At 70.8% G+C, this 21,276-nt stretch carries 19 protein-coding genes; 13 read left to right on the top strand and 6 right to left on the bottom strand.

What is annotated here, in order from left to right:
• Window positions 1-24 precede the first annotated feature (24 nt).
• Together VFX14_06680 and VFX14_06685 are read right to left on the bottom strand one after the other, a co-directional pair.
• Window positions 25-1,086 carry an LLM class flavin-dependent oxidoreductase gene (locus VFX14_06680; protein HEU5189356.1) on the bottom strand — a complete coding sequence of 354 codons (1,062 nt, stop codon included), beginning with the start codon at window positions 1,084-1,086 and terminating at the stop codon, window positions 25-27.
• On the bottom strand, window positions 1,068-2,717 hold the full coding sequence (locus tag VFX14_06685; GenBank protein ID HEU5189357.1) for an ABC transporter substrate-binding protein: 1,650 nt from the start codon (window positions 2,715-2,717) through the stop codon (window positions 1,068-1,070). The genes VFX14_06680 and VFX14_06685 overlap by 19 nt, the downstream gene beginning before the upstream one ends.
• A gap of 125 nt (window positions 2,718-2,842) precedes the next feature.
• On the opposite strand from VFX14_06685, the gene VFX14_06690 reads away from it, so the two are divergent.
• The 4 genes from VFX14_06690 (at window position 2,843) to VFX14_06705 (ending at window position 6,586) form a co-directional block, all read left to right on the top strand.
• Window positions 2,843-4,384, top strand: coding sequence for a glycosyl hydrolase family 28 protein (locus tag VFX14_06690; protein HEU5189358.1), 1,542 nt, complete (start codon window positions 2,843-2,845; stop codon window positions 4,382-4,384).
• Window positions 4,385-4,463: 79 nt separating this feature from the next.
• Entirely contained in the window at window positions 4,464-5,360 is an 897-nt protein-coding gene (locus VFX14_06695; protein ID HEU5189359.1) for a S1C family serine protease, read from the top strand.
• A gap of 15 nt (window positions 5,361-5,375) precedes the next feature.
• Window positions 5,376-5,975, top strand: a complete 600-nt coding sequence (locus tag VFX14_06700; protein ID HEU5189360.1) for a trypsin-like peptidase domain-containing protein — start codon at window positions 5,376-5,378, stop codon at window positions 5,973-5,975.
• Entirely contained in the window at window positions 5,960-6,586 is a 627-nt protein-coding gene (locus VFX14_06705) for a response regulator transcription factor (protein ID HEU5189361.1), read from the top strand. The genes VFX14_06700 and VFX14_06705 overlap by 16 nt, the downstream gene beginning before the upstream one ends.
• Here the strand turns inward: VFX14_06705 and VFX14_06710 are convergent.
• Both VFX14_06710 and VFX14_06715 read right to left on the bottom strand, forming a co-directional pair.
• Window positions 6,576-7,304, bottom strand: coding sequence for a DUF2071 domain-containing protein (locus tag VFX14_06710; protein HEU5189362.1), 729 nt, complete (start codon window positions 7,302-7,304; stop codon window positions 6,576-6,578). The two genes, VFX14_06705 and VFX14_06710, sit on opposite strands and share 11 nt — an antisense overlap.
• On the bottom strand, window positions 7,301-7,681 hold the full coding sequence (locus tag VFX14_06715; protein HEU5189363.1) for a VOC family protein: 381 nt from the start codon (window positions 7,679-7,681) through the stop codon (window positions 7,301-7,303). Before VFX14_06715 ends, VFX14_06710 begins: the two co-directional genes overlap by 4 nt.
• 259 nt (window positions 7,682-7,940) lie before the next feature.
• Between VFX14_06715 and VFX14_06720 the strand changes: the two genes are divergently transcribed.
• Window positions 7,941-8,906 (top strand): sugar phosphate nucleotidyltransferase, encoded by a 966-nt coding sequence (locus tag VFX14_06720; protein ID HEU5189364.1) that lies wholly within the window; start codon window positions 7,941-7,943, stop codon window positions 8,904-8,906.
• A 70-nt stretch (window positions 8,907-8,976) separates the two neighbouring features.
• Entirely contained in the window at window positions 8,977-9,873 is an 897-nt protein-coding gene (locus VFX14_06725; protein ID HEU5189365.1) for a pyridoxamine 5'-phosphate oxidase family protein, read from the top strand.
• 18 nt (window positions 9,874-9,891) lie between these two features.
• Here the strand turns inward: VFX14_06725 and VFX14_06730 are convergent, their stop codons facing one another.
• A complete protein-coding gene (locus VFX14_06730) occupies window positions 9,892-10,389 on the bottom strand; it encodes a proteasome activator (protein HEU5189366.1) in 498 nt (165 codons plus the stop codon).
• Between the two features lie 539 nt (window positions 10,390-10,928).
• On the opposite strand from VFX14_06730, the gene VFX14_06735 reads away from it, so the two are divergent.
• Genes VFX14_06735 through VFX14_06760 form a run of 6 tightly spaced genes read left to right on the top strand, consistent with a single transcriptional unit; the run spans window position 10,929 to window position 18,152 of the window.
• A complete protein-coding gene (locus VFX14_06735) occupies window positions 10,929-11,432 on the top strand; it encodes a cupin domain-containing protein (GenBank protein HEU5189367.1) in 504 nt (167 codons plus the stop codon).
• A 19-nt stretch (window positions 11,433-11,451) separates the two neighbouring features.
• A complete protein-coding gene (locus VFX14_06740; GenBank protein ID HEU5189368.1) occupies window positions 11,452-13,752 on the top strand; it encodes a xanthine dehydrogenase family protein molybdopterin-binding subunit in 2,301 nt (766 codons plus the stop codon).
• Window positions 13,753-13,765: 13 nt separating this feature from the next.
• Window positions 13,766-15,370, top strand: coding sequence for a gamma-glutamyltransferase (gene ggt / locus VFX14_06745; protein HEU5189369.1), 1,605 nt, complete (start codon window positions 13,766-13,768; stop codon window positions 15,368-15,370).
• A gap of 6 nt (window positions 15,371-15,376) precedes the next feature.
• On the top strand, window positions 15,377-16,252 hold the full coding sequence (locus VFX14_06750; protein ID HEU5189370.1) for an SMP-30/gluconolactonase/LRE family protein: 876 nt from the start codon (window positions 15,377-15,379) through the stop codon (window positions 16,250-16,252).
• 9 nt (window positions 16,253-16,261) lie between these two features.
• Complete coding sequence (gene nrfH / locus VFX14_06755; protein HEU5189371.1) at window positions 16,262-16,720, top strand: cytochrome c nitrite reductase small subunit; 459 nt, start codon at window positions 16,262-16,264, stop codon at window positions 16,718-16,720.
• Window positions 16,721-16,745: 25 nt separating this feature from the next.
• Entirely contained in the window at window positions 16,746-18,152 is a 1,407-nt protein-coding gene (locus tag VFX14_06760) for an ammonia-forming cytochrome c nitrite reductase subunit c552 (protein ID HEU5189372.1), read from the top strand.
• 27 nt (window positions 18,153-18,179) lie between these two features.
• Here the strand turns inward: VFX14_06760 and VFX14_06765 are convergent, their stop codons facing one another.
• Window positions 18,180-20,207, bottom strand: coding sequence for an alkaline phosphatase family protein (locus VFX14_06765; protein ID HEU5189373.1), 2,028 nt, complete (start codon window positions 20,205-20,207; stop codon window positions 18,180-18,182).
• Between the two features lie 136 nt (window positions 20,208-20,343).
• Here VFX14_06765 and VFX14_06770 point away from each other — a divergent pair, with 136 nt between their 5' ends.
• Window positions 20,344-21,267, top strand: coding sequence for a LysR family transcriptional regulator (locus VFX14_06770; GenBank protein ID HEU5189374.1), 924 nt, complete (start codon window positions 20,344-20,346; stop codon window positions 21,265-21,267).
• Window positions 21,268-21,276 lie beyond the last annotated feature (9 nt).

Genomic DNA, 21,276 nt, shown 5'->3' on the forward strand with positions numbered 1-21,276 from the left:
CCCGATGCGAGGGAACGATGCGGGCTAGACGCCCGGCTTCCGGAACTCGGGCGCCACCTTCTGCATGAAGAGGCGGAGGCTTCCCTCCGCGACCTCGGCGGTCATAGGGCCCAGGCGGAACACGAGGATGAGCCCGCCGACGCCGATGGCGTCGATCTCCGCGACGGCCTCCGCGACGGTGGCCGGCGAGCCGCAGAGCAGCGCGTGCCGCGGGTCGCTGCGGGCGGCCGGTGTCAGCTCCGGCCTGAGGAGCACGCCCTGCTCCTCGTAGATGCGCCGGCGCATGGCCTGCCGGAACGCGGCCTGGGCCTCGAAGGCGGGGAGGGCTAGGCGCTCCGCCTCGGCATCCGTCTCCGCCACGAAGACGTTACGCCACACCCAGGTGTCGGCCAGGTTCCTGGCGACGGCCGCCTCGTCGAACCCGCCTTCGCGCATCGTCCGGCGGTAGAGCTCGACGCGGTGGCGCGTGACGTCGTTGCTCTGCACGTTCATGAGGAACGGCCGCCCGGCGCGCGCCATCTCCAGCGTCGCCTCCTCGCTGGCGCAGGCGCGGATGATCGGTGGGTGGGGCTTGGTGTAGGGGCGGGGGCGGAGCCGGGGGAGCTGGAGCTGCCAGAACCGGCCGCGATGCTCGTAGGGCTCCGTGGTCCAGGCTTTGAGCATGATCTCCTCGGCTTCGAGCAGGCGCGCGTGCGCCTCCGCGGGGTCGATGCCGTAGCCCTGATAGTCGTAGATGTTGTACGCAGTGCCGCGCCCGAGCCCCACGAGCAGCCGCCCGCGGCTGATGTTGTCGATCAGGGCCATCTGCTCGGCCATGCGGATCGGGTGGTGGAGCGACATCTGCGCCACCGCGAAGCCGATGCGGATGCGCTCGGTGCTGGCGGCCAGCGCGGCGGCGAAGGTGACGGGATCGACGTAGGCGCAGATGCCGTCGAAGTGATGCTCGGCCAGCCAGAGCATCTCCATGCCGAGCTCGTCGCAGAGACGGCCCTCGCGGAGGGTCTCGTCGATGATCCGGCCGTCCTGATCTGGATCCGTGGACGCGGGGAAGAGGAAGTTGCTGAACTTCACGCGCGGTCCAGCCACGCGGCCATCAGCCGGCCGCCGTAGTCGTTGCCGAGGTTCGGGCCGAAGTTGCGCACATAAGACTCCCAGGCCGCCACCACGCGACCGGACGGGCCATAGAGATAGTAGACCTGCTCCGCGAGATGGCGCTGGATGTCCCACAGGATGTCCCGCCGCCGCCGCGCGTCGAGCGTGCGCCGCTGGAGACGGATCATCTCGGTGAGCTTGGGGTCGTCGACGCCGGACGAGTTGGTGCGCTGACCGGGCAGGTGCATCCCGGCCAGGTAGACATCGGGATAGAGCTGGCCGCCGCGCTGGCCCAGCATGAGCCGCTCGTAGCGGCCCAGCATGGCGCTCGACACGAAAGCGCCGGTCTCCTTGATCTTGAGCTCGGCGTCGATGCCCGCGCCCTTCCAGCTCCGGAGATAGATCTGCACGGCGTCGAGCCACTCGGGGCCGAAGGAGGCCGTCTCGAACGGCACCTTGAGCCCGCCGCCGTAGCCAGCCTCGGCAAGCAGACGCGCGGCGGCCGCGGCGTCGTGGCGATAGAGCCGCTGGCCCTCGGGCGTGAGCTGGTCGATCGGGATGGCCCAGTCCACCAGAGCCGGCGGCACCGCCGGCGTCGCGACGCCCTGGCCCTGAGCGAGCGGGCTCGCATCGAGGATGTCCTTGAGGCTCGTGGCGAGCGCGAGCGCGCGGCGCACGCGCACGTCGTTGAGGGGCGGCTGATCCAGCTTCATGGCCGCGAAGGAGCTCACCATCCACGTGAACTCCGCCGTCTGGAGCCCCGGCTTGCGCTTTCGGACGGCGTCCAGGTCGACGCGACGGACCGTCATGCCGAGGAGCGGCGCGAAGTCGAGCTGCCCGCCAAGCCAGTGGGCGAGCCGCGCCGCGCCGTCGCCCACCATCGAAGCCTCGACGCCGTCCGCGTAGGGCAGCCCCGACACGAAGTAGTCCGGATTACGCACGTACGAGAGGCGCACGTTGGGGTCGTAGCGCTCGAGCATCCACGGCCCGGTTCCGATGCAGGCTTCCGGACGCCGGACGTCGCCGAACTGCTCCACCGCCTCGCGGGGCAGGATCCACGTGGTGGTCGAGGCCACCGAGTCGAGGAACCACGCGAACGGCGCCTTGAGCGTGATGCGCACGGTGTAGCGATCGAGGGCCTCGACCCGGTCGATCTCCTCGAGCACGGCGCGGTTCGGATTGTGGACGGGACCGAGGAAGCGCTCGAAGGAGTACTTGACGTCGTCCGCGGTCAGCTCGCGGCCGTTCACCGGCGGCTTCGGGTGCCAGCGCACACCGCGACGGAGCTTGAACACGTACGTCGTGTCGCTGGTCTGACTCCAGGACTCCGCGAGATCGCCTTCAGGGATGAAGGTGCCGGGGACGACACCGGGGCCCGCCTTGTGCTTGAGGAGGCGGCTGTGCGTGAAGGACAGGGCGATCAGCGTGGCCCAGGACACGGTAAGATGCGGGTCGAAATGGGGCGGATCGCCCAGGCTGACCCGGAAAATTCCGCCGCGTTGCGGGACCTGGGACTCTGCGCTCCTGGACACCGCGAGCACGGCCGCGGCGCCGGCGGCACTGGCACGCAGCAGCTCACGTCGGGTGAGTCCCTGGTTCACCATGGCGCTCCCTTCCGGCTCCACGAGCCCGCCCGATCCTGCCAGAGCGACGCAACTGGGTCAAACCCGCCGTGGCACGGCGCTTGCTCCTTTCGACCATGATGACCGAATCGAGGCGGCGTTTCCTGGCACGCGCCGGAGCCTTCGCCGTGCCCGCGCTCGTCGTGCGCTCGCGCACGTCTTGGGCCGCGCCGTCGCTCAGCGTGCGCGATCTCGGCGCGCGGGGCGACGGCCGCACGGCGGACACGCGCCCCATCCAGGCCGCGATCGACCAGGCGGCCCGCGTCGGGGGCACCGTCGTGATCCCCGCCGGCCGGTATCGGGCCGGGACGCTCCGGCTGCGCAGCCGGGTGACCGTTCGACTCGAGCGCGATGCCGTCCTCCTCGCGAGTCCCGACGACAAGGACTTCGACCCGCCGGAAGAGCACGCCTACGAGACCTTCGCGGATCGGGAGACGCGCGACTTCTCGTTCGCGCTCCTGCAGGGACGAGGGCTCGAGGAGATCGCCATCGTCGGGCCCGGCCGCATCGACGGCAACCGCCGCTCGCGCGAAGGCCCGAAGCCCATCGCGCTGCGGGAGTGCCGCGGGATCCGGATCCACGGCGTCACCGTGGCCAATGCCGGCAACTACGCCCTCAGCCTGCTCGGCTGCGACGACGTGGACATCCGGGCCGTGACCATCGAGAACGGCCACGCCGACGGGATCGATCCCGATTGCTGCCGGAACGTGCGCATCGCCGACTGCACCGTGGAGTCGCGCGATGATGCGATCGTGCTCAAGACGAGCCTCGCCCTCGGCGCGCCGCGCGCCACCGAGGGGGTGACGGTTCAGGGCTGCCGGCTCGTGACGCATCACAACGCGCTCAAGCTCGGCACGGAGTCGAGCGGCGATTTTCGGCGGATCGTCTTCCGCGACTGCGTGGTCGAGGGCCGCCGTTACCCACTGAAGGGCGAGCTCAGCTCCGGAATCTCGCTGCAGGCGGTGGACGGGGGCACGATCGAGCACGTGAGCGTGTCGAACATCCGCATGAAGAACATCCGCACGCCGTTCTTCGTGCGGCGCGCGCGCCGCGGCCGGGGCCAGGAGATCGCGACGCCGGGAGCGCTTCGCGACGTCACGATCGCAAACGTCACCGCCACCGGCGTCGCCGGCACCGGCGCTCTCCTGGGCATTCCCGGCCATCCCGTGACCCGCGTCACGCTGCGCAACATCCACGTCTCCGCGCGCGGGGGTGAGAAGGCCGACGCCGTGACGCTGAACATTCCCGAGATGGAGCGGATGTACCCGGACGCGTACCTCTTCGGCGAGCTGCCCGGCTATGCGCTCTACGGGCGGCATGTCGAGGGCCTCGTGGTCGAGGGGCTGGACGCCACCGTGGAGCTGCGGGACGCGCGGCCCGCGGTGGTGGCCGACGATGTCCGCGGGGCGGAGCTCCATGGGATCCGGGTCCTGCCGCCCGTCGATGGTGGCCCGACGGTGTGGCTCCACGCGGTCCGGGACAGCACGCTCTCGGAGCTGCGGCGCCGCGGCTCGGGGCCCATGCAGATCCGCGTGAGCGGGCGCGACACCGCGCGGCTCACGCTGGTCGAGGGGGGGACGAGCCCCGCCGAGCGGTACACCGTCGCCCTCGACCCCGACGTGCCGCCGACCGTCGTCGCCATGACGTCGGGGCGCGACCGGCGGCTCTAGCGACCCCTAGCCATTCGGGCGATTCCCCCGCGTCCCCGCGGGGTGCATCGTGGGTCCACCAACGAAAGGGAGGATCCCGATGCAAACGCTCGTCTCGCTTTCCAACGACCTCGCCTCGGCCGTGGAGCGCGCCGCGCGCGCGGTCGTCACCGTACACGCCCGCCCCCGCCTGCCGTCAACGGGCATCGTGTGGCGCTCCGGGCTCGTGGTCACCGCCGAGCACACCGTGCGCCTCGAGTCCGACCTGCGCGTCACGTGGACGGACGGGCAGAGCGCGCCCGCCACGCTGGTGGCGCGCGATCCCGGCACCGACCTTGCGGTCCTGCGCGTCGCGGAGTCCGGGCGTCCCGCCGCCGAGCTGGGCGACAGCGGCGCCCTCCGCGCGGGACATCTGGCGCTGGCGGTGGGCTACGGGCCACGCGCGAGCTGGGGCGTCATCAGTGCCACCGGCGGGGCATGGCGGACCTGGCGAGGCGGCGACGTGGACCGGCTGCTGCGCGTCGACCTCGTGCTCTACCCCGGATTCTCGGGCGGGCCGCTCGTGGACGCCAGCGGCGCGGTGGTCGGTCTCGTGACCTCCGGCCTCTCCCGCCAGCTCGAGCTGGCCGTGCCCGCGACGACGGTGAGCCGTGTCGTGGATGAGCTGGTGTCACGCGGCCGGGTGAGCCGGGGCTATCTGGGCGTGGGGCTTCAGCCCGTGGCGCTCACCGAGGCGTTCAAGCGACTGGCGCCCGGCGCGGGCCTCGGGCTCATGGTCGTGAGCCTCGAGCCCGAGGGGCCAGCCGCGCGTGCCGGGCTCCTCCTCGGCGACGTGCTCACCGCGCTCGAGGGCACGCCGCTCCACGATCCCGGTGACGTCACCGCGGCCATCGTGGGCCGGCCGGTGGGCAGCAACGTGCGGGTCTCGCTGATTCGCGCGGGGTCCCCGCTCGACGTGAGCGTGACCGTCGGCGAGCGGCCTTCGCGGAAACGCTAGGCCGGAACCGCTACGATGGACGCGACGGAGACGCCGCAGGCGCTGGCGAGCGATCTCGCCGCGGTCGCCCGGGGCCTGCGGCAGAGCACGGTGGAGCTACGAGCCATGGAGCGTGCGATCGGGTCCGGCATCATCTGGGGCGGGGAGGGCCTGATCGTGACCTGCGCCCACGTCCTGCGGGGGGGCGGCCGCGCGAGCGGGGCGCCCATGGTGCGCCTCGCGGACGGCCGCCTCCTGCGCGCGGCGGTGCTGGCCTGCGACCGGCGGGTCGACCTGGCAGTCGTGCGCGTGGACGCCCACGATCTCCCGGCTGCGTCGATCGGGGATTCGGACCGCCTGCGCGCGGGCGAGCTGGTGCTCGCCGTCGGTCATCCGTGGGGGCTGATCGGCGCCGTCGTCACCGGCGTGGTGTACGCGGCATCGGGGCCGGAGGCGCCGACGGGCTCGCCATGGATCCGGGCCGATCTCCGGCTCGCGCCCGGCCACTCCGGCGGCCCCATGGCCGATGCGCGAGGCCGGGTGGTGGGCGTCAACACGATGATCGCGGGCGGCCTTGCCCTCGCGGTGCCGAGCCGCGTCGCGGGAGCGCTCGTGGAGCGGTGCCGCGCCCGGTGATCACCGTCGCGGTGCTCGCCGAGAGCACCAGGACTCGCACGCGGCTCGAGGCCCTCGTCGCCGCGCGCCCGGGGTGGCGGCTGATCGCGCCGCCCTCGGCGGACGTGCCCCTCGAGGCCGACGTGCTCGTGTTGGATCCTGGCGCGCGCGCCGTCGAGGCGGCGCTGCGGCCGCTGGCCCGCCATGCGCGCCTCCCCGCGATCCTCGTCCTGGGCGGCGCGGCGCCGCCGGTGGCCCTGCCGCGTCTCCTGCGCGCGGGGCTGCGCGGCCTGCTCCCGCGCGACGCCGCCGAGCCGGAAATCGCCGCGGCGATCGACGCGCTGGCGGCGGGATTGGTGGTGCTGCATCCCGCGGCCACGCGGGCCGCCGGCGCGCGGCCCGCGCTGCGAGCCGCGCCGGAGGAGGCACGGCCGGAGCCCCTGACCCCGCGCGAGCTGGAGGTGCTGACGATGCTGGCCGAGGGTCTCGGCAATCGCGCCATCGCGCGAAGCCTGGGGATCTCGGTGCACACCGTGAAGTTCCACGTCGCGGCGGTGCTCGACAAGCTGGGCGCGCGCAGCCGCGCGGAAGCCGTGGCGGTCGGCCTCCGCCGCGGCCTCCTCATGGTCTGACGCGCGCGGGCGCAAAGATCTCCACGTCGACGCCCGGCGACGCGTGGCAGATCGGCGGGCCGTCGGGCACGGGCAAGCCGGCCGCCGCAAGCAGCGTCTCGCCCAGGGCATCGACGCGCACCTCGTGAAGCGGGTAGGGATGGTGGCGCACACGCGCACGGTGAAGGCCGCCGAGCCGCGGCGCGTAGAGCGCGTAGCGCTCGACCAGAAAGTGATCCCGCGTGCCGGGCGCCGCGGGCCCCCGGGCCGCACCTACCGTCCACGTCGCCGCAAGCCGGGCCCCGCCTCCCCATCGGCGCGTGGCGTACTCGAATCCACCCCCCTCCGGGCGCATGCTCATGCGGGCGGGGAAGTACGGTAGGCCGTATGCGAGTCGTGCGGCGGCCACCGCGAGGAGCGAGGAGGCTTCCAGCGACCAGAAGAAAATGCCCGGTTCCCCGTCGGGGCCGAGCACGTAGGTCCGGAGATTGGTCTCGAGGAAGGCCAGGGCCAGCGCACGCGGCGCGCCCACGGGAAGCGAGTCCTCGATGCGGAAGGGGATCGCGGTGACCCACGCCTGCCCCTCGTGCAGGTGGAGCTCGAGGCCTGCGGGCACCCGCGGGCGCACCGCGTCGGACGGCATGGGCCAGTGCAGGAACAGGAGGTCACGCCACCGCTGATGCCCGACGGGCCTGGCGACGGGCGCGGCGCCGGCCAGGTCGCAGTCGGTCCCCGTCAACGGCCGGTCTCTGGGACGGTCATGACCTCCAGCAGGTGGCCGTTGGGATCCTCGAAGTAGAACCCCCGGCCACCTCGGCGGCGGTTCAGGCGCCCGTTGGCCGGCGCGTCGGGCTCGCTGCCGAACGAGAGCCCTCGGGCCTTCACGCGAGCCAGGACCCCGTCGAACTCGTCATCGCTCAGATGAAACGCGTAGTGCAGGCCCGGGAAGGCCTCGTCCTCGTCGGCGAAGTCGAAGGTGAGGGAGTCGTTGACCCGCACCTGCGCGAAATAGCCGCTCCCCGGCTCGACGGTGAGCCCGAGGATCTCGGCGAAGAACCGAGCCGAGGCCTTCTTGTCCTTTGAGGGCACGATCGTGTGGTCCAGACGAATGGTCATAGCTGCCTCCCAGCCTCACTATGCGCCGCCCACGCGGGCTCCGCATCTCACACGTACTCTTGTCCGTGCCGGGTCGCGGCGCGCCCGAGGGGGGCCGAACTACCTGGTAAGTTTTCCAGGGGGCTCCATGACACGGTCGCCGCGGTCTCCCCTTGCTCGTCTTTTTCGCCAGTTGGCGGAGCGCGGTCACGTCTACCCCGCTGGCATGGGCGTTGCCTTCTGGGGCGCGTCGGTCAATCGGCCGCCAAGGAGAGCGCAGATGCGCCAGACGATGTCCCAGACGAGGCACACGGCGAGCGATCGGACATGGGCGGTTGTGCTGGCCGGGGGCGAGGGCGTCCGGCTTCGGCCGTTGATCCGTCAGATCTACGACAAGGACCTTCCCAAGCAGTACGCCGTGCTCACCGGCGGCCGCACCCTCCTGGAAGAGACGCTGCAGCGCATCCGGCCCCTCGTCCCCCCGGAGCGGACCATCGTGGTCACGATGGCAAGCCACCTGCGCTACTTCGGCCGCGAGCTCCGGCAGGCCGAAGGGGGACCGCATGTGCTGGCCCAGCCGCAGGATCGCGGGACCGCTGCCGGCATCCTGCTGGCCGCGCACTGGATCCAGGCCCGGGACCACGGGGCGCCCATGATCCTCTTCCCCGCCGATCACTTCGTGCGGGACGAGGCGACTTTTCTCCGCTACACGGGCATCATGGGCAGCTTCGTCGAGAAGCATCCCGAGTGGCTCGTGGCGATGGGGATCGGCCCCACGGGCGCCGAGCCCGACTTCGGCTGGATTCAGCCGGGGGAGCGCCTGCCTGCCGCAGGCTATGCGCCCATATTTCGCGCCCGGCGCTTCGTGGAGAAGCCGTCGCCGGAAATGGCGGCGGGGCTCTGGGCGGCCGGAGGCCTCTGGAGCACGTTCATCGTGGCCGGGAGCACGTGGGCCTTCATCGACGCGGGGCGGGAATGCATCCCACGGCTGGACGAGCGCCTGTCGCGTGCCGTCGCCTTCGTGGGTGCGGAGCATGAGCACTGGGCGCTGGGACAGGCCTTCGCGCTGGCTCCGGCAGCGAACTTTTCCCGCTCGGTCCTCCAGATGACCACCAAGCCCCTCGCGGTGGCCGAAGTGCCGGATATCGGCTGGCACGATCTCGGAACACCCGCCCGGGTGCTGCGCATGATGCGGCAGCTTGGGATGACGCCCAGCTGGGCGGAGGCGTTGAACCCCGCCAGCTAGCTCATCCCGGGTCGCCCCTGTCGGCCGCGCCCCCGGAATCCGCGGTCGCCAGGGGTGCATCCCAAGTGACGTGGCGACCTTTCACGACGGCGAGCGGGCGGTGCAGCGCCGCGTCGGGGTGGCCGCCGACGCCCGGAGCCTCGGGCGAGGCATCAGCGCCGCGATTCCACCGGGTGCCACCTCCTTCCTGGCCGCTCAGCGCCTCGCGGCCCTGGCCGGTGTCGACGAGCGAGGGCGCGTCTGGGCTTCGCTCGTGATGGGGGATCCCGGCTTCATCACCGTGCCCGACCCGGGCACCCTCCGCATCGCGGCGCGCCTGGCGGCGGGCGATCCACTCCGCGACGCCATCGCCCAGGGCGCGCCCATCGGCGTGGTCGTGCTCGATCCCGAGCGGCGGCGGCGCATCCGGCTCAACGGCCGCTCGGCCGGGCCGCTCCCCGACGCGATCGAGCTGCGCGTCGAGGAGGTCTTCGGTAATTGCCCGAAGTACATCCAGGCCCGCGCGCCCGAGACGCGGGCCTCCGATCGCACCGGCTTGGCCCGGCGCGGGACGGAGCTCTCGCCGGCCCAGCAGGCATGGATCGCGCGCGCCGACACGTTCTTCATCGCGAGCGTGCATGGCGAGCGCGGCGCGGATGCGTCGCATCGCGGCGGTCAGCCGGGCTTCGTCCAAGCCGATGGCCCACGGCGGCTGCGCCTCCCCGACTACCCCGGCAACAACATGTTCCAGACCCTCGGCAATCTCACGGCGGATCCGCGCGTGGGGCTGGTGTTCGCGGACTTCGAGACCGGGGCGACGCTGCAGATTACCGGGCGCGCCCGCATCCGCTGGGAGCGCCCCGGCTTCGCCGACCTGCCCGGGGCCGAGCGCGCGGTCGAGGTCGATGTGGACGAGGTGGTCGAGATCGACGGGGGCGGCGGGCTCGGCTGGCGGCTTCTCGAGTACTCGCCCTTCAATCCGCGCTGACGGCCATCGCGCCGGCAGCTACAGATACTGCCCCGGCTCGATCACGCGCCGGCCGTCGTCGCCGCCGCCATGCAGTGCCAGGCCACGGCGCCGCATCTCCTCGACTTGGGCTTGCGCCTGCATGTGCTGCGCCCACATCGCGGCCTGGATGCCCTGGAACAGCCCCTCGAGCCAGCCGACCAGCTGCGCCTGCGCCAGGCGGATCTCCGATGCGCTCGGCGTGCCCTCGAGGGGGATCGTGAGCGTGTCGAGCTCCTGCTGGAGCTCGTCCGAGAGCCCCTCGCGGAGCGCCGAGAGCGCGCGGTCGTAGACCTCGCGCAGCCGCTTGCGGCCGGCTTCGTCCGGCGTGGAGGCGCGGACGTCGCCGAGCAGCTCGCGCACCATCGCCGCGATGCGCAGGAGCTTGCCGGGACGCTGGATCTCGGGGGACGGCGGCACGAACAGCACCGGCTTGTTGGACTGGTTGTCGGGGTCCTGCGCCGACATCGCGTTCGGGTCTGGACTGTGCTCGGCCATCACATCCCTCCTCGCTGGGCAAGTGTCAGCATGGGCTGTGCCATGGTGCCGCCTCGCGCGCGCGTGGCACCTCCATTGCAGTTTACGCCAACAGCCGCCGCACGACGGCGGCGCGCCGGATCCCTCGAGTCGGGGGACCGGCATTACCTATAAGGAGGAGCAGATGGCCAGACGCAAGATGGGTCGCAGGAGCAAGAGTACCGGGCGGCGCAAGGCGCGGGGCACGACGAGCCGCCGACGGACGACCAAGCGCGCGAGCATGAGCACGCGCCGCGTCAAGACGAAGCGCGCCGGGCGCGGCGCGCGCGCGGGCCGCGCCCGGCGCAGAACGTCCAGCCGGACCATGAGCCGCGCGTCGGGGGGCCGCAGTTCCGGCCGGCGTGGCGGGGCTCGCGAAATGGACATGGCCGAAATGGAGTAGGCTCGCGTAGCCGCGGGCGAAGCCGCGAGACGCAGGGGCCGCGGCTTCGCCCCGCTCGCCTGATCTCGCGGGTGACGGCCTTGCCAGCCCGGCCGCCCCCATCTAGACTTGACAGGCCATGGACGACGCGCTCGAGCGCTTGCTCCGCCAGCAGGTCGCCCGCTTCACGGATCGGCGCGGTGACTGGGACGCCTTTGCCGACGCGCGCGTCGAAGGGTTCCGTCGCGCCCAGCATCGCTTCATCGGAAGCGGGGCCTCGGGCAAGGCCGACGCCTCGGTCGTTCCGGCCCAGCACTTCACGCTCAGCGTGATGTTCGTGCCCCCCGGGCAGGGCAATGCCGCGCATACGCACGAGGTGGAGGAAGTGTTCTTCATCCTCGAGGGCAAGGTCCTGGTGTTCATCGAGGACGGCGCGGGCGGACGCGCGGAGACCGTGCTGGGTCCGTGGGATTGCATCTCCTGCCCGGCGAATGTCATCCACGGCTTCCAGAACGTGGGGCTCGAGCCCGCCTATCTCCAGGTGATGCTGGGCAAGGCCAAGCCCGACCTCATGACCTACGCCGATGCCTCGCTCCAGTCTCGCCGCGACGAGCATCTGCAGTCCGCGCGGCCCCCCGCCTAGCCGGCGTCGTCCGCTCCCCGTGCTCGTCGGCTCGTCCCCGAAGCGCAAGGAAGACGCCCGCCTCGTCACCGGTCGCGGCCGCTATGTCGACGATCTCTCGATGCCCGGGCTGCTCCATCTCGCCCTGGCGCGCAGCCCGCACGCGCACGCGCGCATCGTGAGCATCGACCGCGCCCCCGCGCTCGCGGTGAACGGTGTCGTGGCCGTGCTCACGCGCGAGGACATGCCGGAGCTGGCCGCCTCGATCCCGCCTCTCGTGCCGGAGCCGCGCGGCCGCGCCTACGTGAATCCGGCGCTCGCGGCCGGCCGGGTACGCCACGTGGGCGAGGCGGTGGCCATCGTGGTGGCGGTGGATCCCTATGTGGCTGCCGACGCCGTCGAGCGGCTGCCGATCGAGTACGAGGCGCTGCCGGCGGCGGTGACGGTGGATGCGGCCGCCGCGCCGGGTGCGCCCCGTGTCACCGAGGAGTGGCCCGACAACGTGGCCAGCGTGAGCGCGGGCGCGACCGGCGATCCGGCGCGGGGCTTCGCCGAGGCCGACGTGGTCGTGAGCGCGCGCCTCGCGTATCCGCGTGTGGCGGGGATGCCGCTGGAGACGCGCGGGGTACTCGCGGCGGTCGACCCGATCGCCGGGGACCTCACCGTGTGGACCTCGACGCAGGTGCCGTTCGCCGTGCGTGCCGCCATCGCGCCAGTGGTCGGCCTGCCCGAGGAGCGGATCCGCGTGCTCGCGCCCGATATCGGCGGGGGATTCGGCGTGAAGGGGCATGTGTACGCCGAGGACATGCTGGTCCCCGCGGTGGCGCGCCGGCTGGGGCGCCCCGTCAAGTGGGTGGAGACCCGGCACGAGCATTTCCTGTCCGCCGCCGCCGATCGCGATCAAGCGCACGAGGCGCGGCTCGGCGTGACCCGTGACGGCCGCATCGTGGCCCTGGAGACCGCGTTCACGCGCGACCACGGCGTCGCGCCCGTGCTCGGCGAGGCCATCACGCTGAACACGATCAACCATCTGCCCGGGCCGTATCGGGTCCCGCACTATCGCGGGAGCGGCCGCAACGTCCTCACTCACAAGACCTTCGCAGCGGCCTACCGCGGCGCGGGGCGGCCCGAGGCGGCGTTCGTGCTCGACCGCCTGCTCGATCGCGCCGCACGCGCCCTCGCCATGGACCCCGCCGAGCTCCGGCGGCGCAACCTGATCTGTCCGGAGGACATGCCGTGCCCGACCGGGCTCACCTACCGTGACGGCGCGCCGATCATCTACGACCCGGCGGACTATCCGGCGGCCTTCGAGCGCCTCCTCACGACCCTGGACTACGCGGGCTGGCGGGCCAAGCAGCCGGCGCGGCGCGGGAGCACGCGCCCCATCGGCATCGGGCTCAGCGCGTACGTCGAGGGCACCGGGCTCGGTCCCTTCGAGGGCGCGGACGTGAGGGTCGATCCCGAGGGCACGATCTTCGTGGATCTCGGGGTGTGCGCCCAGGGGCAAGGGCACGAGACCACGCTGGCCCAGATCTGCGCCGACGCGCTGGGCGCGCCGCTCGAATCCGTGGTGGTGCGCGGCGGCGACACGCGGCTCGTGGGCTTCGGCATGGGGACGATCGCCAGCCGCGTGGCCGCGGTCGCCGGCCCCGCGGTGGCGCGCTCGGCAGGAGAGGTCGCCGCGCGCGCGCGACTCGTCGCGGGCGAGATGCTCGAGTGCGCACCGGAAGACGTGGTCCTGGCCGAGGGTCGCGTGCACGTCAAGGGCCTGCCGGGGCGCAGCCTCTCGCTCGGCCAGGTGGCGCGGGCGGCGGTGCGCAGCCCCGCCTTGGCGGGGACGGGGACGCCGGGGCTCGGCGCGTGCGCCTTCTTCTATCCGGGCACGGTGACGTGGGCGTTCGGCGTGCAGGGCGCCGTCGTCGAGGTGGACGTCGAGGACGGGCGCGTGCAGCTCCTCGCCTATGCGGCGCTACACGATTGCGGACGGCCCATCAATCCCGCGATCGTGGAGGGCCAGCTCCACGGCGGGCTCGCCCAGGGGATCGGCACGGCGCTGGGCGAGGCCCTGCTCTACGACGAGTCCGGGCAGCTTCTCACCGGGACCTTCATGGACTATCCCCTGCCGCGCGCCGACGAGCTGCCCGCGTTCGACGTGACCCACATGGACTTTCCCTCGAGCGTCAATCCGCTGGGGATCAAGGGCGTCGGCGAGAGCGGCGTGATCGCGCCCGCCGCCGCCATCGCCAACGCGGTGGAGGATGCTCTCGCCGACCGCGGGGTCCGGATCGATCGGGTTCCCCTCACGCCGGCGCGAGTCCACGAGCTCCTCCGCAATCCTTGATAGAATCCGACCCATGCGGAGCGGGATGATCTGCGCGGCGCAGCCGGAGTCGACCGAGGCGGGCGCCCTCATCATGCGCGCGGGCGGCAATGCCGTCGACGGCGCTATCGCCTGCGCGCTGACCGCCGGCGTGGTGGATCCCATGATGACCGGCATCGCGGGCTTCGGGAGCTGCCAGATCTACATGCCCGCCCGCGGCGTGCACGAGTGCATCGACTTCCACGGCACGACGCCGGCGGCGGCCCGGCCGGACATGTGGACGCATCTCCTGGAGGAGGAGACGCGCGACGGCTTCGGCTTCGTGCTGAAGGGTCACGTCAACGAGCTGGGCTATCAGTCCATCACCGTGCCCGGCTCCCTGAAGGCGTTCTACGAGGCGCAGACCACGTACGGCGCGCTGCCCTGGGCCCAGGTCGTGCAGCCCGCGATCGACTGGGCCGAGCGGGGCTGGCTGGTGAAGAATCACGTGGGCTATTGGTGGGCTCTCGAGGAGCAACTCGGGCGTGTGGCCAATCCCGAGCGGCTGCGCTTCACCGCGAGCGGGCGCGCGCTTTACTGCCGGCCCGACGGTACCCCCAAGCGCGTGGGCGACATCGTGCGCAATCCCGATCTCGCCGGGACCCTCCGGACGATCGCCAAGGGCGGCGCCGACGTGTTCTACACGGGCGAGCTGGCCGAGCGCATCGCCGCCGACATGCGCGCCCACGGCGGGCTCCTCTCGTACGAGGACCTCGCCGCGTACCGGACCGCGCGCCGCCCTCCGCTCCGGGGAACCTACCGGCAGTGGCGCCTCGCCACCAACCATCCGCCGGGCGGCGGGCTCATGCTGCTCGAGATGCTCAACGTCCTGGAGCAGTTCGATCTCCGCGCGCTCGGACACAACACCGCCGCCTATCTCCGGGTCGTCACCGAGGTGATGAAGCGTGCGGTGGCGGACAAGGAGGCGCATGTCGGCGACCCCGCGTTCGTGGATGTGCCGGTGGAGCGCCTCCTCGGGAAGACGTACGCGCGGGAGGTCGCTGCGGACATCCGAGCGGGCAAGCGCGTGCGCATCGAGCGGGTGGGGCTCGAGCCGAAGGACACCACGCACGTGGCCGCCATCGACCGCGACGGCAACGCGGTCACCATGACCCATACCCTCGGCATGCCCTCGGGCGTGATCACCGATGGGCTCGGCTTCATGTACAACGGCGCCATGAGCGTATTCGATCCGCGTCCCGGCCGCGCGGGCTCGATCGCCCCCGGCAAGAGCCGGTTCTCCGCCCTGTGTCCCACGACCGTGTTCGAAGGCGACCGTTTGCGCGCGGCCATCGGCGCGCCGGGCGGCGCCCAGATCGCCATCGGCGTCATGCAGGCGCTGGTGAACCTGCTCGACTTCGGGATGTCGATGTCGGACGCGGTGGCGGCGCCGCGCTTCAGCGCGACCAGCCACATCATCGACGTGACCATGCGCATTCCCACCCACGTCACCGATGAGCTCGAGCGTGACGGCTACACCGTGTGGCGCAACCCCAACACCTTCGACGTCGCCTCGGTGCACGGCATCGAGGTGCGCCCCGATGGCTCGCTCCACGGTGGGGCCGATCCCGGCCACGACGGGATGGCCATGGCGGTGTAGGGTCCGATGAGCGGGGACGGACTCGAGCGCTTGCTGGAGCCGGGCGAGCCGCAGCGTCTCGCCACCGGCTTCGTCTTCACCGAGGGGCCGCTGTGGCATCCCGACGGCTTCTACTACTTCGTGGACGTGCGGGCGAGCAAGCTCCTCCGGATCACGCCGGGCAAGGCCCCCGAGCTCCTGCGCGAGCAGACCGGCGGCGGCAACGGGACCACGTTCGACCTTCAGGGCCGCCTCGTGCTCTGCGAAGGCGACAATCGCCGGGTGACGCGGGCCGAGGCGGGCGGCGCGATGGAGGTGCTGGTCGACCGCTTCGAGGGCAAGCGGCTGAACCGGCCGAACGACGTGGTCTGCAAGTCGGACGGGAGCCTCTATTTCACCGATCCTGGCCTGCGCGTGCCGCTCCCCGAGCGCGAGCTGACCTATGCGGGCGTGTACCGGATCGCGCCGAGCGGCGCCACCACGCTGGTGGCGGACTGCGAGTATCCCAACGGGCTGGCCTTCTCGCCGGACGAGCGGACACTCTACGTCGCCAACACGCGGTGGACGGCCTACATCCACGCCTTCGAGCTCAGCGCGGCGGGCGAGGTAGTCCGCCGGCGCATCTTCGCCGACATGTCCTCTGACGAGACGGACGGCGTGCCCGACGGCATGAAGGTCGACGTCGACGGGCGGGTCTACTGCACGGGTCCCGGCGGCACCTGGGTGTTCGCGCCCGACGGCACGCGGCTCGGGATCATCCGCACTCCCGAGGTGCCGGCCAACCTGGCCTTCGGTGGCCCCGATCTGCGCACGCTCTTCTTCACCGCGCGCAGCTCGGTGTACTCGCTCCGGGTGAAGACGCCCGGCCAGCCGCACCCCTGGTATCGCGCGCGCGGCCGGTAGACGATCGCCTTGAGCCGGCGCGCCCTCGTCCTGCTCTTTGCCTGTCTCTTGGGCATCCCTGTCGGGGTCGGCGCCTTCACGTTCGTCTACGCCAAGGGCTTCTCGTACCTCTCCACCGACCCCAAGGCGTGCGTGAACTGCCACATCATGAACACGCAGTACGACGCCTGGATGAAGAGCGGCCACCGCCACGTGGCCGGGTGCGTGGACTGCCATCTACCCCACGACGGCCTCGCGAAGTGGGTCGCGAAGTCCGAGCACGGCTTCCGTCACTCGATGGCCTTCACGCTCCAGAACTTCAAGGAGCCGATCGAGATCACGCCGAAGGACCGGCTGATCGTGCAGGCCAACTGCGTGCGCTGCCACGACGCGTTCGTCCACGCCGTGTTCCTGAGCCCGGGACCGGCCGGCGAGGAGCTCCGCTGCATGCATTGTCACGCCGGGGCGGGGCATTTCGGGGCGCGCTGACGACGCGCGCCAAGGAGCCACTGACATGACGGATCCCGTCGAGAACCGGCCACGGCGCCGCGGCCCTGGGGTGGGCCTGATCCTGCTGGGCTTCGCCGCCATCGCCGGCGTCACCGTGCTCCTGCTGGCGCTCCTCACCAACATCTTCGAGCGGAAGCAGGAGGCGCGGCAGCCCTTCGTGAAGCTGATCGAGGTCACGGAGGACATCGACGATCCGAAGGTGTGGGGTCAGAACTGGCCCTTCCAGTACGACAGCTACCTGCGCACGGCGGAGTCGACCACCACGAAGTACGGAGGCCGGGGCGTCGGGGCGGGCGATGCGGGGCTCGCCCAGCAGAAGCTCGATCGGGACCCGTGGCTCAAGCGCATCTTCGCGGGCTACGCCTTCGCCCTCGACTATCGCGACCGGCGCGGCCACTTCTACGCCCTCTTCGACCAGGAGCAGACCAAGCGCGTGACCGAGCGCAAGCAGCCGGGGGCGTGCATTCAGTGCCACGCCTCGAACCTTCGACTCTTCCGGTTCGTCGGCAAGGGGGACGTCGAGAAGGGCTTCGAGCAGGTGTCCGGCATGGCCTATCAGGACGCGCGGAACATGGTCGACGACAAGGGGCAAGCGCTGATCCAGCACTCGATCGCGTGCACCGATTGCCACGAGCCGAAGACAATGGCCCTCCGGGTGACGCGGCCCGGCTTCATCAACGGCATCAAGGCGCTCAAGGCGAAGCAGGGCATCGCCGATTACGATCCCAACCGCGATGCGTCCCGGCAGGAGATGCGCGCCTACGTCTGCGGGCAGTGCCACGTCGAGTACTACTTCAAGGGGCCAAACAAGGTCGTGACCTATCCCTGGGCGAACGGCCTGCGCGTGGAGGAGATCGAGGCCTACTACGACAAGGAGGGCTTCACGGACTGGGTGCACGCAGAGACCGGCACCAAGGTGCTGAAGGCGCAGCACCCGGAGTTCGAGGTGTGGAACCAGGGCATCCACGCGCGCGCCGGCGTGGCCTGCGCGGACTGCCACATGCCCTATCAGCGCGTGGGCGCGCTCAAGGTGAGCGATCACTGGGTGCGGAGCCCGCTGCTCAACATCAATCGCGCGTGCCAGCCCTGCCACGCGGTGCCCGAGGCCGAGCTCCAGGGCCGCGTGCTCGCCATCCAGGATCGGCATCACGACCTGATGCAGCGGGCGGCGAAGGCCACCACCGACATGCTGGACGCGATCGTGGCCGCGAAGAAGGCCGGCGCGGACGAGGCGGCACTGAAGGCCGCCGAGGACTTCCACAAGAAGGCGCAGTGGCGGCTCGACTTCGTGGCGGCGGAGAACTCCATGGGCTTCCACGCGCCGCAGGAGCTGGCGCGCGTCCTCGCCGAGGCCACCGACTACGCGCGTCAGGGGCAGCGGGCGGCGGACCTCGCCGCGCCCAGGAAGTAGGCCCAATGGCAGTTGCGTCCGTCCAGGTCAGCGCGCGATCTCCTCGAAGGTTTCCTTTTCTTCCATGAGCTCCGACCCGTCCCGGTAGAAATACGTGGTGCCCTCGATCCGCCGCGGTGGCTCATCCGGATGGACGCCGTACGCGAGATAGCCCACGCCCGAGCCAGTCGCATGGAGTCGCCGGAGGTCGTGCTCGAGCGTGATTGCCGTGCTGTGTCCCGCGTAGGGGTTGGCCATCCAGCGGCTTGGATTCGCCTTCACGAACGCCTCGACCTGCTCGAACGTGTAGGCGTTGAAGAACAGGCGCTCGTCCGGCCGGTATGAGAGGTACATCGGCCACTTCTCGCGGGGGCCGTAGTACTCGCCGGCCGTCAACGAGCGGAGATATGCCGCGACGTCCTGGTTCGTGATACCGAGCTCTTTCATCTTCGCCTGGTCGAACCAGAGGTTGATGAAGCCACCCCCGAGGGCGATCTTGCCGCCAAACTTTTTGTCAATCATCTCGAGCAGCGTGCGCAGCGAGAGCCGGTGACCACCCGTCACCTCGGGCATCGGCATCATTCCGTGGTCCGCCGTGATCGCGACGACGTAGTTGCCCTCGCCGACTCGGGCATTGAGCTTCCGGATGAGCTTGCCGACGCAGGCATCCTGCGCTCGGAGGGCCTCGCGGGCCTCGAGACTCTCGAGGCCCCACCGGTGGGCCGCGTAGTCAGTCGGTTTCATGCTCATGTAGATCAGGGCGGTCACGTCGGGTCGATCGATGGGCTCGCGATCCATCATCATGAGCATGTTGTCGCACTCGAATTCAACGTAGGCGGGTGTGAAACGAACGTTCGAGCTGTCGTCAATCCTATGCTCCATCCATATCCCGCTACCCTTGGTCAGTTCCTTGACGTAGGGCATCGGGCTCCGGCCGCGGAGGTACGCTGGGAAGCTGTAGAGGTCGACGTTCGTCATCAGCCGATGCTCCCCATCGCCACCCGGGAACTCTTCCTTCCATGCCGGCTTCTTCGGCTGCGCATAGAGCACGACGATGTGGTTCTTGTTGGCTGGGTGGTGCGCCGCGCCGTGGCCGACCATGCCCATCGCGGCGCGGTCCTGGAAGCTCGTCCCGATGACGACCGGCCGGTGACCTGCGCTGACGCCGTACTCGTCGGCGAGCGTGGGCGCCATGATGAACTCTGGCGAGTAATCGGGGAATGACTGGGTGACCTGCTTCGTTGCTGGGTCGTAGATCTCGTTCCCCACGATGCGCGTCGTGAGGGGATAGCCCCCAGTCCCGATGGCGACGTGGGACACGGCCGTCGCCGTTTCGAGCTGCGTCACCTTCGCGTCCGTGTACTCGACCCCCCGCGTCGCGAGGCTCTTGATGACGGGCCAGGCATCGGGCCATGCGTTGTAGAGGGATCGTCCGCCGCCGTCCATCACGACGGTGAGGATGACCGTGGGCCTCTTCGAGGTTGGAACAAGCGCCTCCGTCATCACGCGTCCCATGGACCCCTTCGGGGCATGGGTGCCGATCAGCCGAGCGTAGGTCGGAGCGACGTTCTGCAGGGTTGTTTTCTCGTGCCGGACACCTTCCTTGACGAATCCCGGGCCATACAGAACGAACTTGATGTCGGTGTCGTAGTCCCAAGACGACGCATGCGTCGTCCACGAGTGCTTCAACACGACGACTTGGTTCGCATCGTCCGCGCGCACGCCGGGCAGGGCTCGAAGAGGCATATGACTGAATTCATCACTGAAGAACGCGCGATCGACGACGATCGAATGGCGCGCCGGGACCATCACCACGTGGCCGGACTGCTCCGCCGCCCAGCTCTGGACAGCATAGGCAAAATGCCACGCGTCGTCCTGCATCCGAGACGCAGAGGGTGACCAGCTTGGGCTGATCGTGCCGGCGGTCCGCGGCGCGGGAGGACCGGAGGCGGTCTGTGCGCAGGCGCTCAGTGCGAGCGGGGCGACGAATGAGATGAGGACTGCGAGCAGGACGCGGATGCGCGGTACATGCCAGGTGTCCCGGTTCGAGGCTGCAAATCTGCCGGCCGAGTCCATGTCGACCCTCCCGTAGCGCTGCGATGTGCGCTTCCATTGGCTCGTTGTCGACGATGCCCCGTGTCGGCGCGAGAGTAGGTCGCCGGCCGGGAAGATCCGAAATACATACGAAGCGGGGCAGCTATAATCTCTGGTTATGGAGCTCGAGGCGCGCCTGCGGGCCTTCGCCGCGTTCGCTCGCCGCCGTTCATTCTCCGCGGCGGCGGCGGAGCTACGGATCAGTCAGCCCGCGGTGTCCAAGCATATAGCGGATGTGGAGCGGGAGGCGGGAGTGCGACTGGTCGTACGGGGGACACGGGGTGGGGCGCTTACGCCAGCCGGGGAATTCCTGGCGAGTCCTGTGCTCCGAGCCCAAGCGCTGCTTGCGCAGGCATCCCGAGGTATCGGCGAATTCCGCGAGCCAGTCACCGGTGCGCTGACCGTCGTCGCGTCGGGCGTCCCGGCGACGTACCTCTTGCCTGAGACCGTTGTCGCGTTCCAGCGTGCGCATCCGGGGGTGCGCGTCAGTATCGTGTCTGGAAACTCGGCACGAACGATGGACGCGTTACGTTCGCACCGCGCCGAGCTCGGCGTGGTCGGCGGGTTCGCCGCCGCGCCGGAGATCGAAGCGGAGCCGCTCGTCGAGGAGGAGATCGTGGTGGTGGGGCCCCCCGGGCAAGACGGCCGCTGGATACCCCGGCGCGAGGCAGAAGGGGCCACCTGGATCGCGCTCTCCGAGGGCTCGGCGACCCGGGCGACGGTCGAGGCGGCGTGGGCCGACCTCGGTATCACGGCCAGTCATCGCCTCGAGCTACCGAGCTGGGAGGCCGTGAAGCTGGCGGTGGCCCGCGGCGATGGCCTGGCCGGCCTAAGCGAGTTCACGGTGGCCGGTGAGATCCGGGCCGGCACCCTTGGTGTCCTTCGGCTGCGCGGGTGGAAGGTGCGGCGGATGATCTCGATCGTTCGGCATCGGGACGCTGTGCTCACACCATCGGCGCGCGAATTCGTGGCCATGTTGCATGCGCGATGGCACCGTCGACCGCAGCGGCGACGTCGCACTAGGTCATCGGGAGGACGATGACGGGGGAGG

This window comes from Candidatus Methylomirabilota bacterium (assembly GCA_035764725.1).
Lineage (GTDB): Bacteria > Methylomirabilota > Methylomirabilia > Rokubacteriales > CSP1-6 > DASRWT01.

Excerpts from the sequence above, each read along its gene's own strand:
- VFX14_06700 (HEU5189360.1), top strand. The coding sequence starts at position 5,376 with ATGGACGCGACGGAGACGCCGCAGGCGCTGGCGAGCGATCTCGCCGCG.
- VFX14_06720 (HEU5189364.1), top strand. The coding sequence starts at position 7,941 with ATGCGCCAGACGATGTCCCAGACGAGGCACACGGCGAGCGATCGGACA.
- VFX14_06770 (HEU5189374.1), top strand. The coding sequence starts at position 20,344 with ATGGAGCTCGAGGCGCGCCTGCGGGCCTTCGCCGCGTTCGCTCGCCGC.
- VFX14_06715 (HEU5189363.1), bottom strand. The coding sequence starts at position 7,681 with ATGACCATTCGTCTGGACCACACGATCGTGCCCTCAAAGGACAAGAAG.
- VFX14_06760 (HEU5189372.1), top strand. The coding sequence starts at position 16,746 with ATGACGGATCCCGTCGAGAACCGGCCACGGCGCCGCGGCCCTGGGGTG.
- VFX14_06695 (HEU5189359.1), top strand. The coding sequence starts at position 4,464 with ATGCAAACGCTCGTCTCGCTTTCCAACGACCTCGCCTCGGCCGTGGAG.
- VFX14_06750 (HEU5189370.1), top strand. The coding sequence starts at position 15,377 with ATGAGCGGGGACGGACTCGAGCGCTTGCTGGAGCCGGGCGAGCCGCAG.
- ggt (HEU5189369.1), top strand. The coding sequence starts at position 13,766 with ATGCGGAGCGGGATGATCTGCGCGGCGCAGCCGGAGTCGACCGAGGCG.
- VFX14_06730 (HEU5189366.1), bottom strand. The coding sequence starts at position 10,389 with ATGGCCGAGCACAGTCCAGACCCGAACGCGATGTCGGCGCAGGACCCC.
- VFX14_06765 (HEU5189373.1), bottom strand. The coding sequence starts at position 20,207 with ATGGACTCGGCCGGCAGATTTGCAGCCTCGAACCGGGACACCTGGCAT.
- VFX14_06735 (HEU5189367.1), top strand. The coding sequence starts at position 10,929 with ATGGACGACGCGCTCGAGCGCTTGCTCCGCCAGCAGGTCGCCCGCTTC.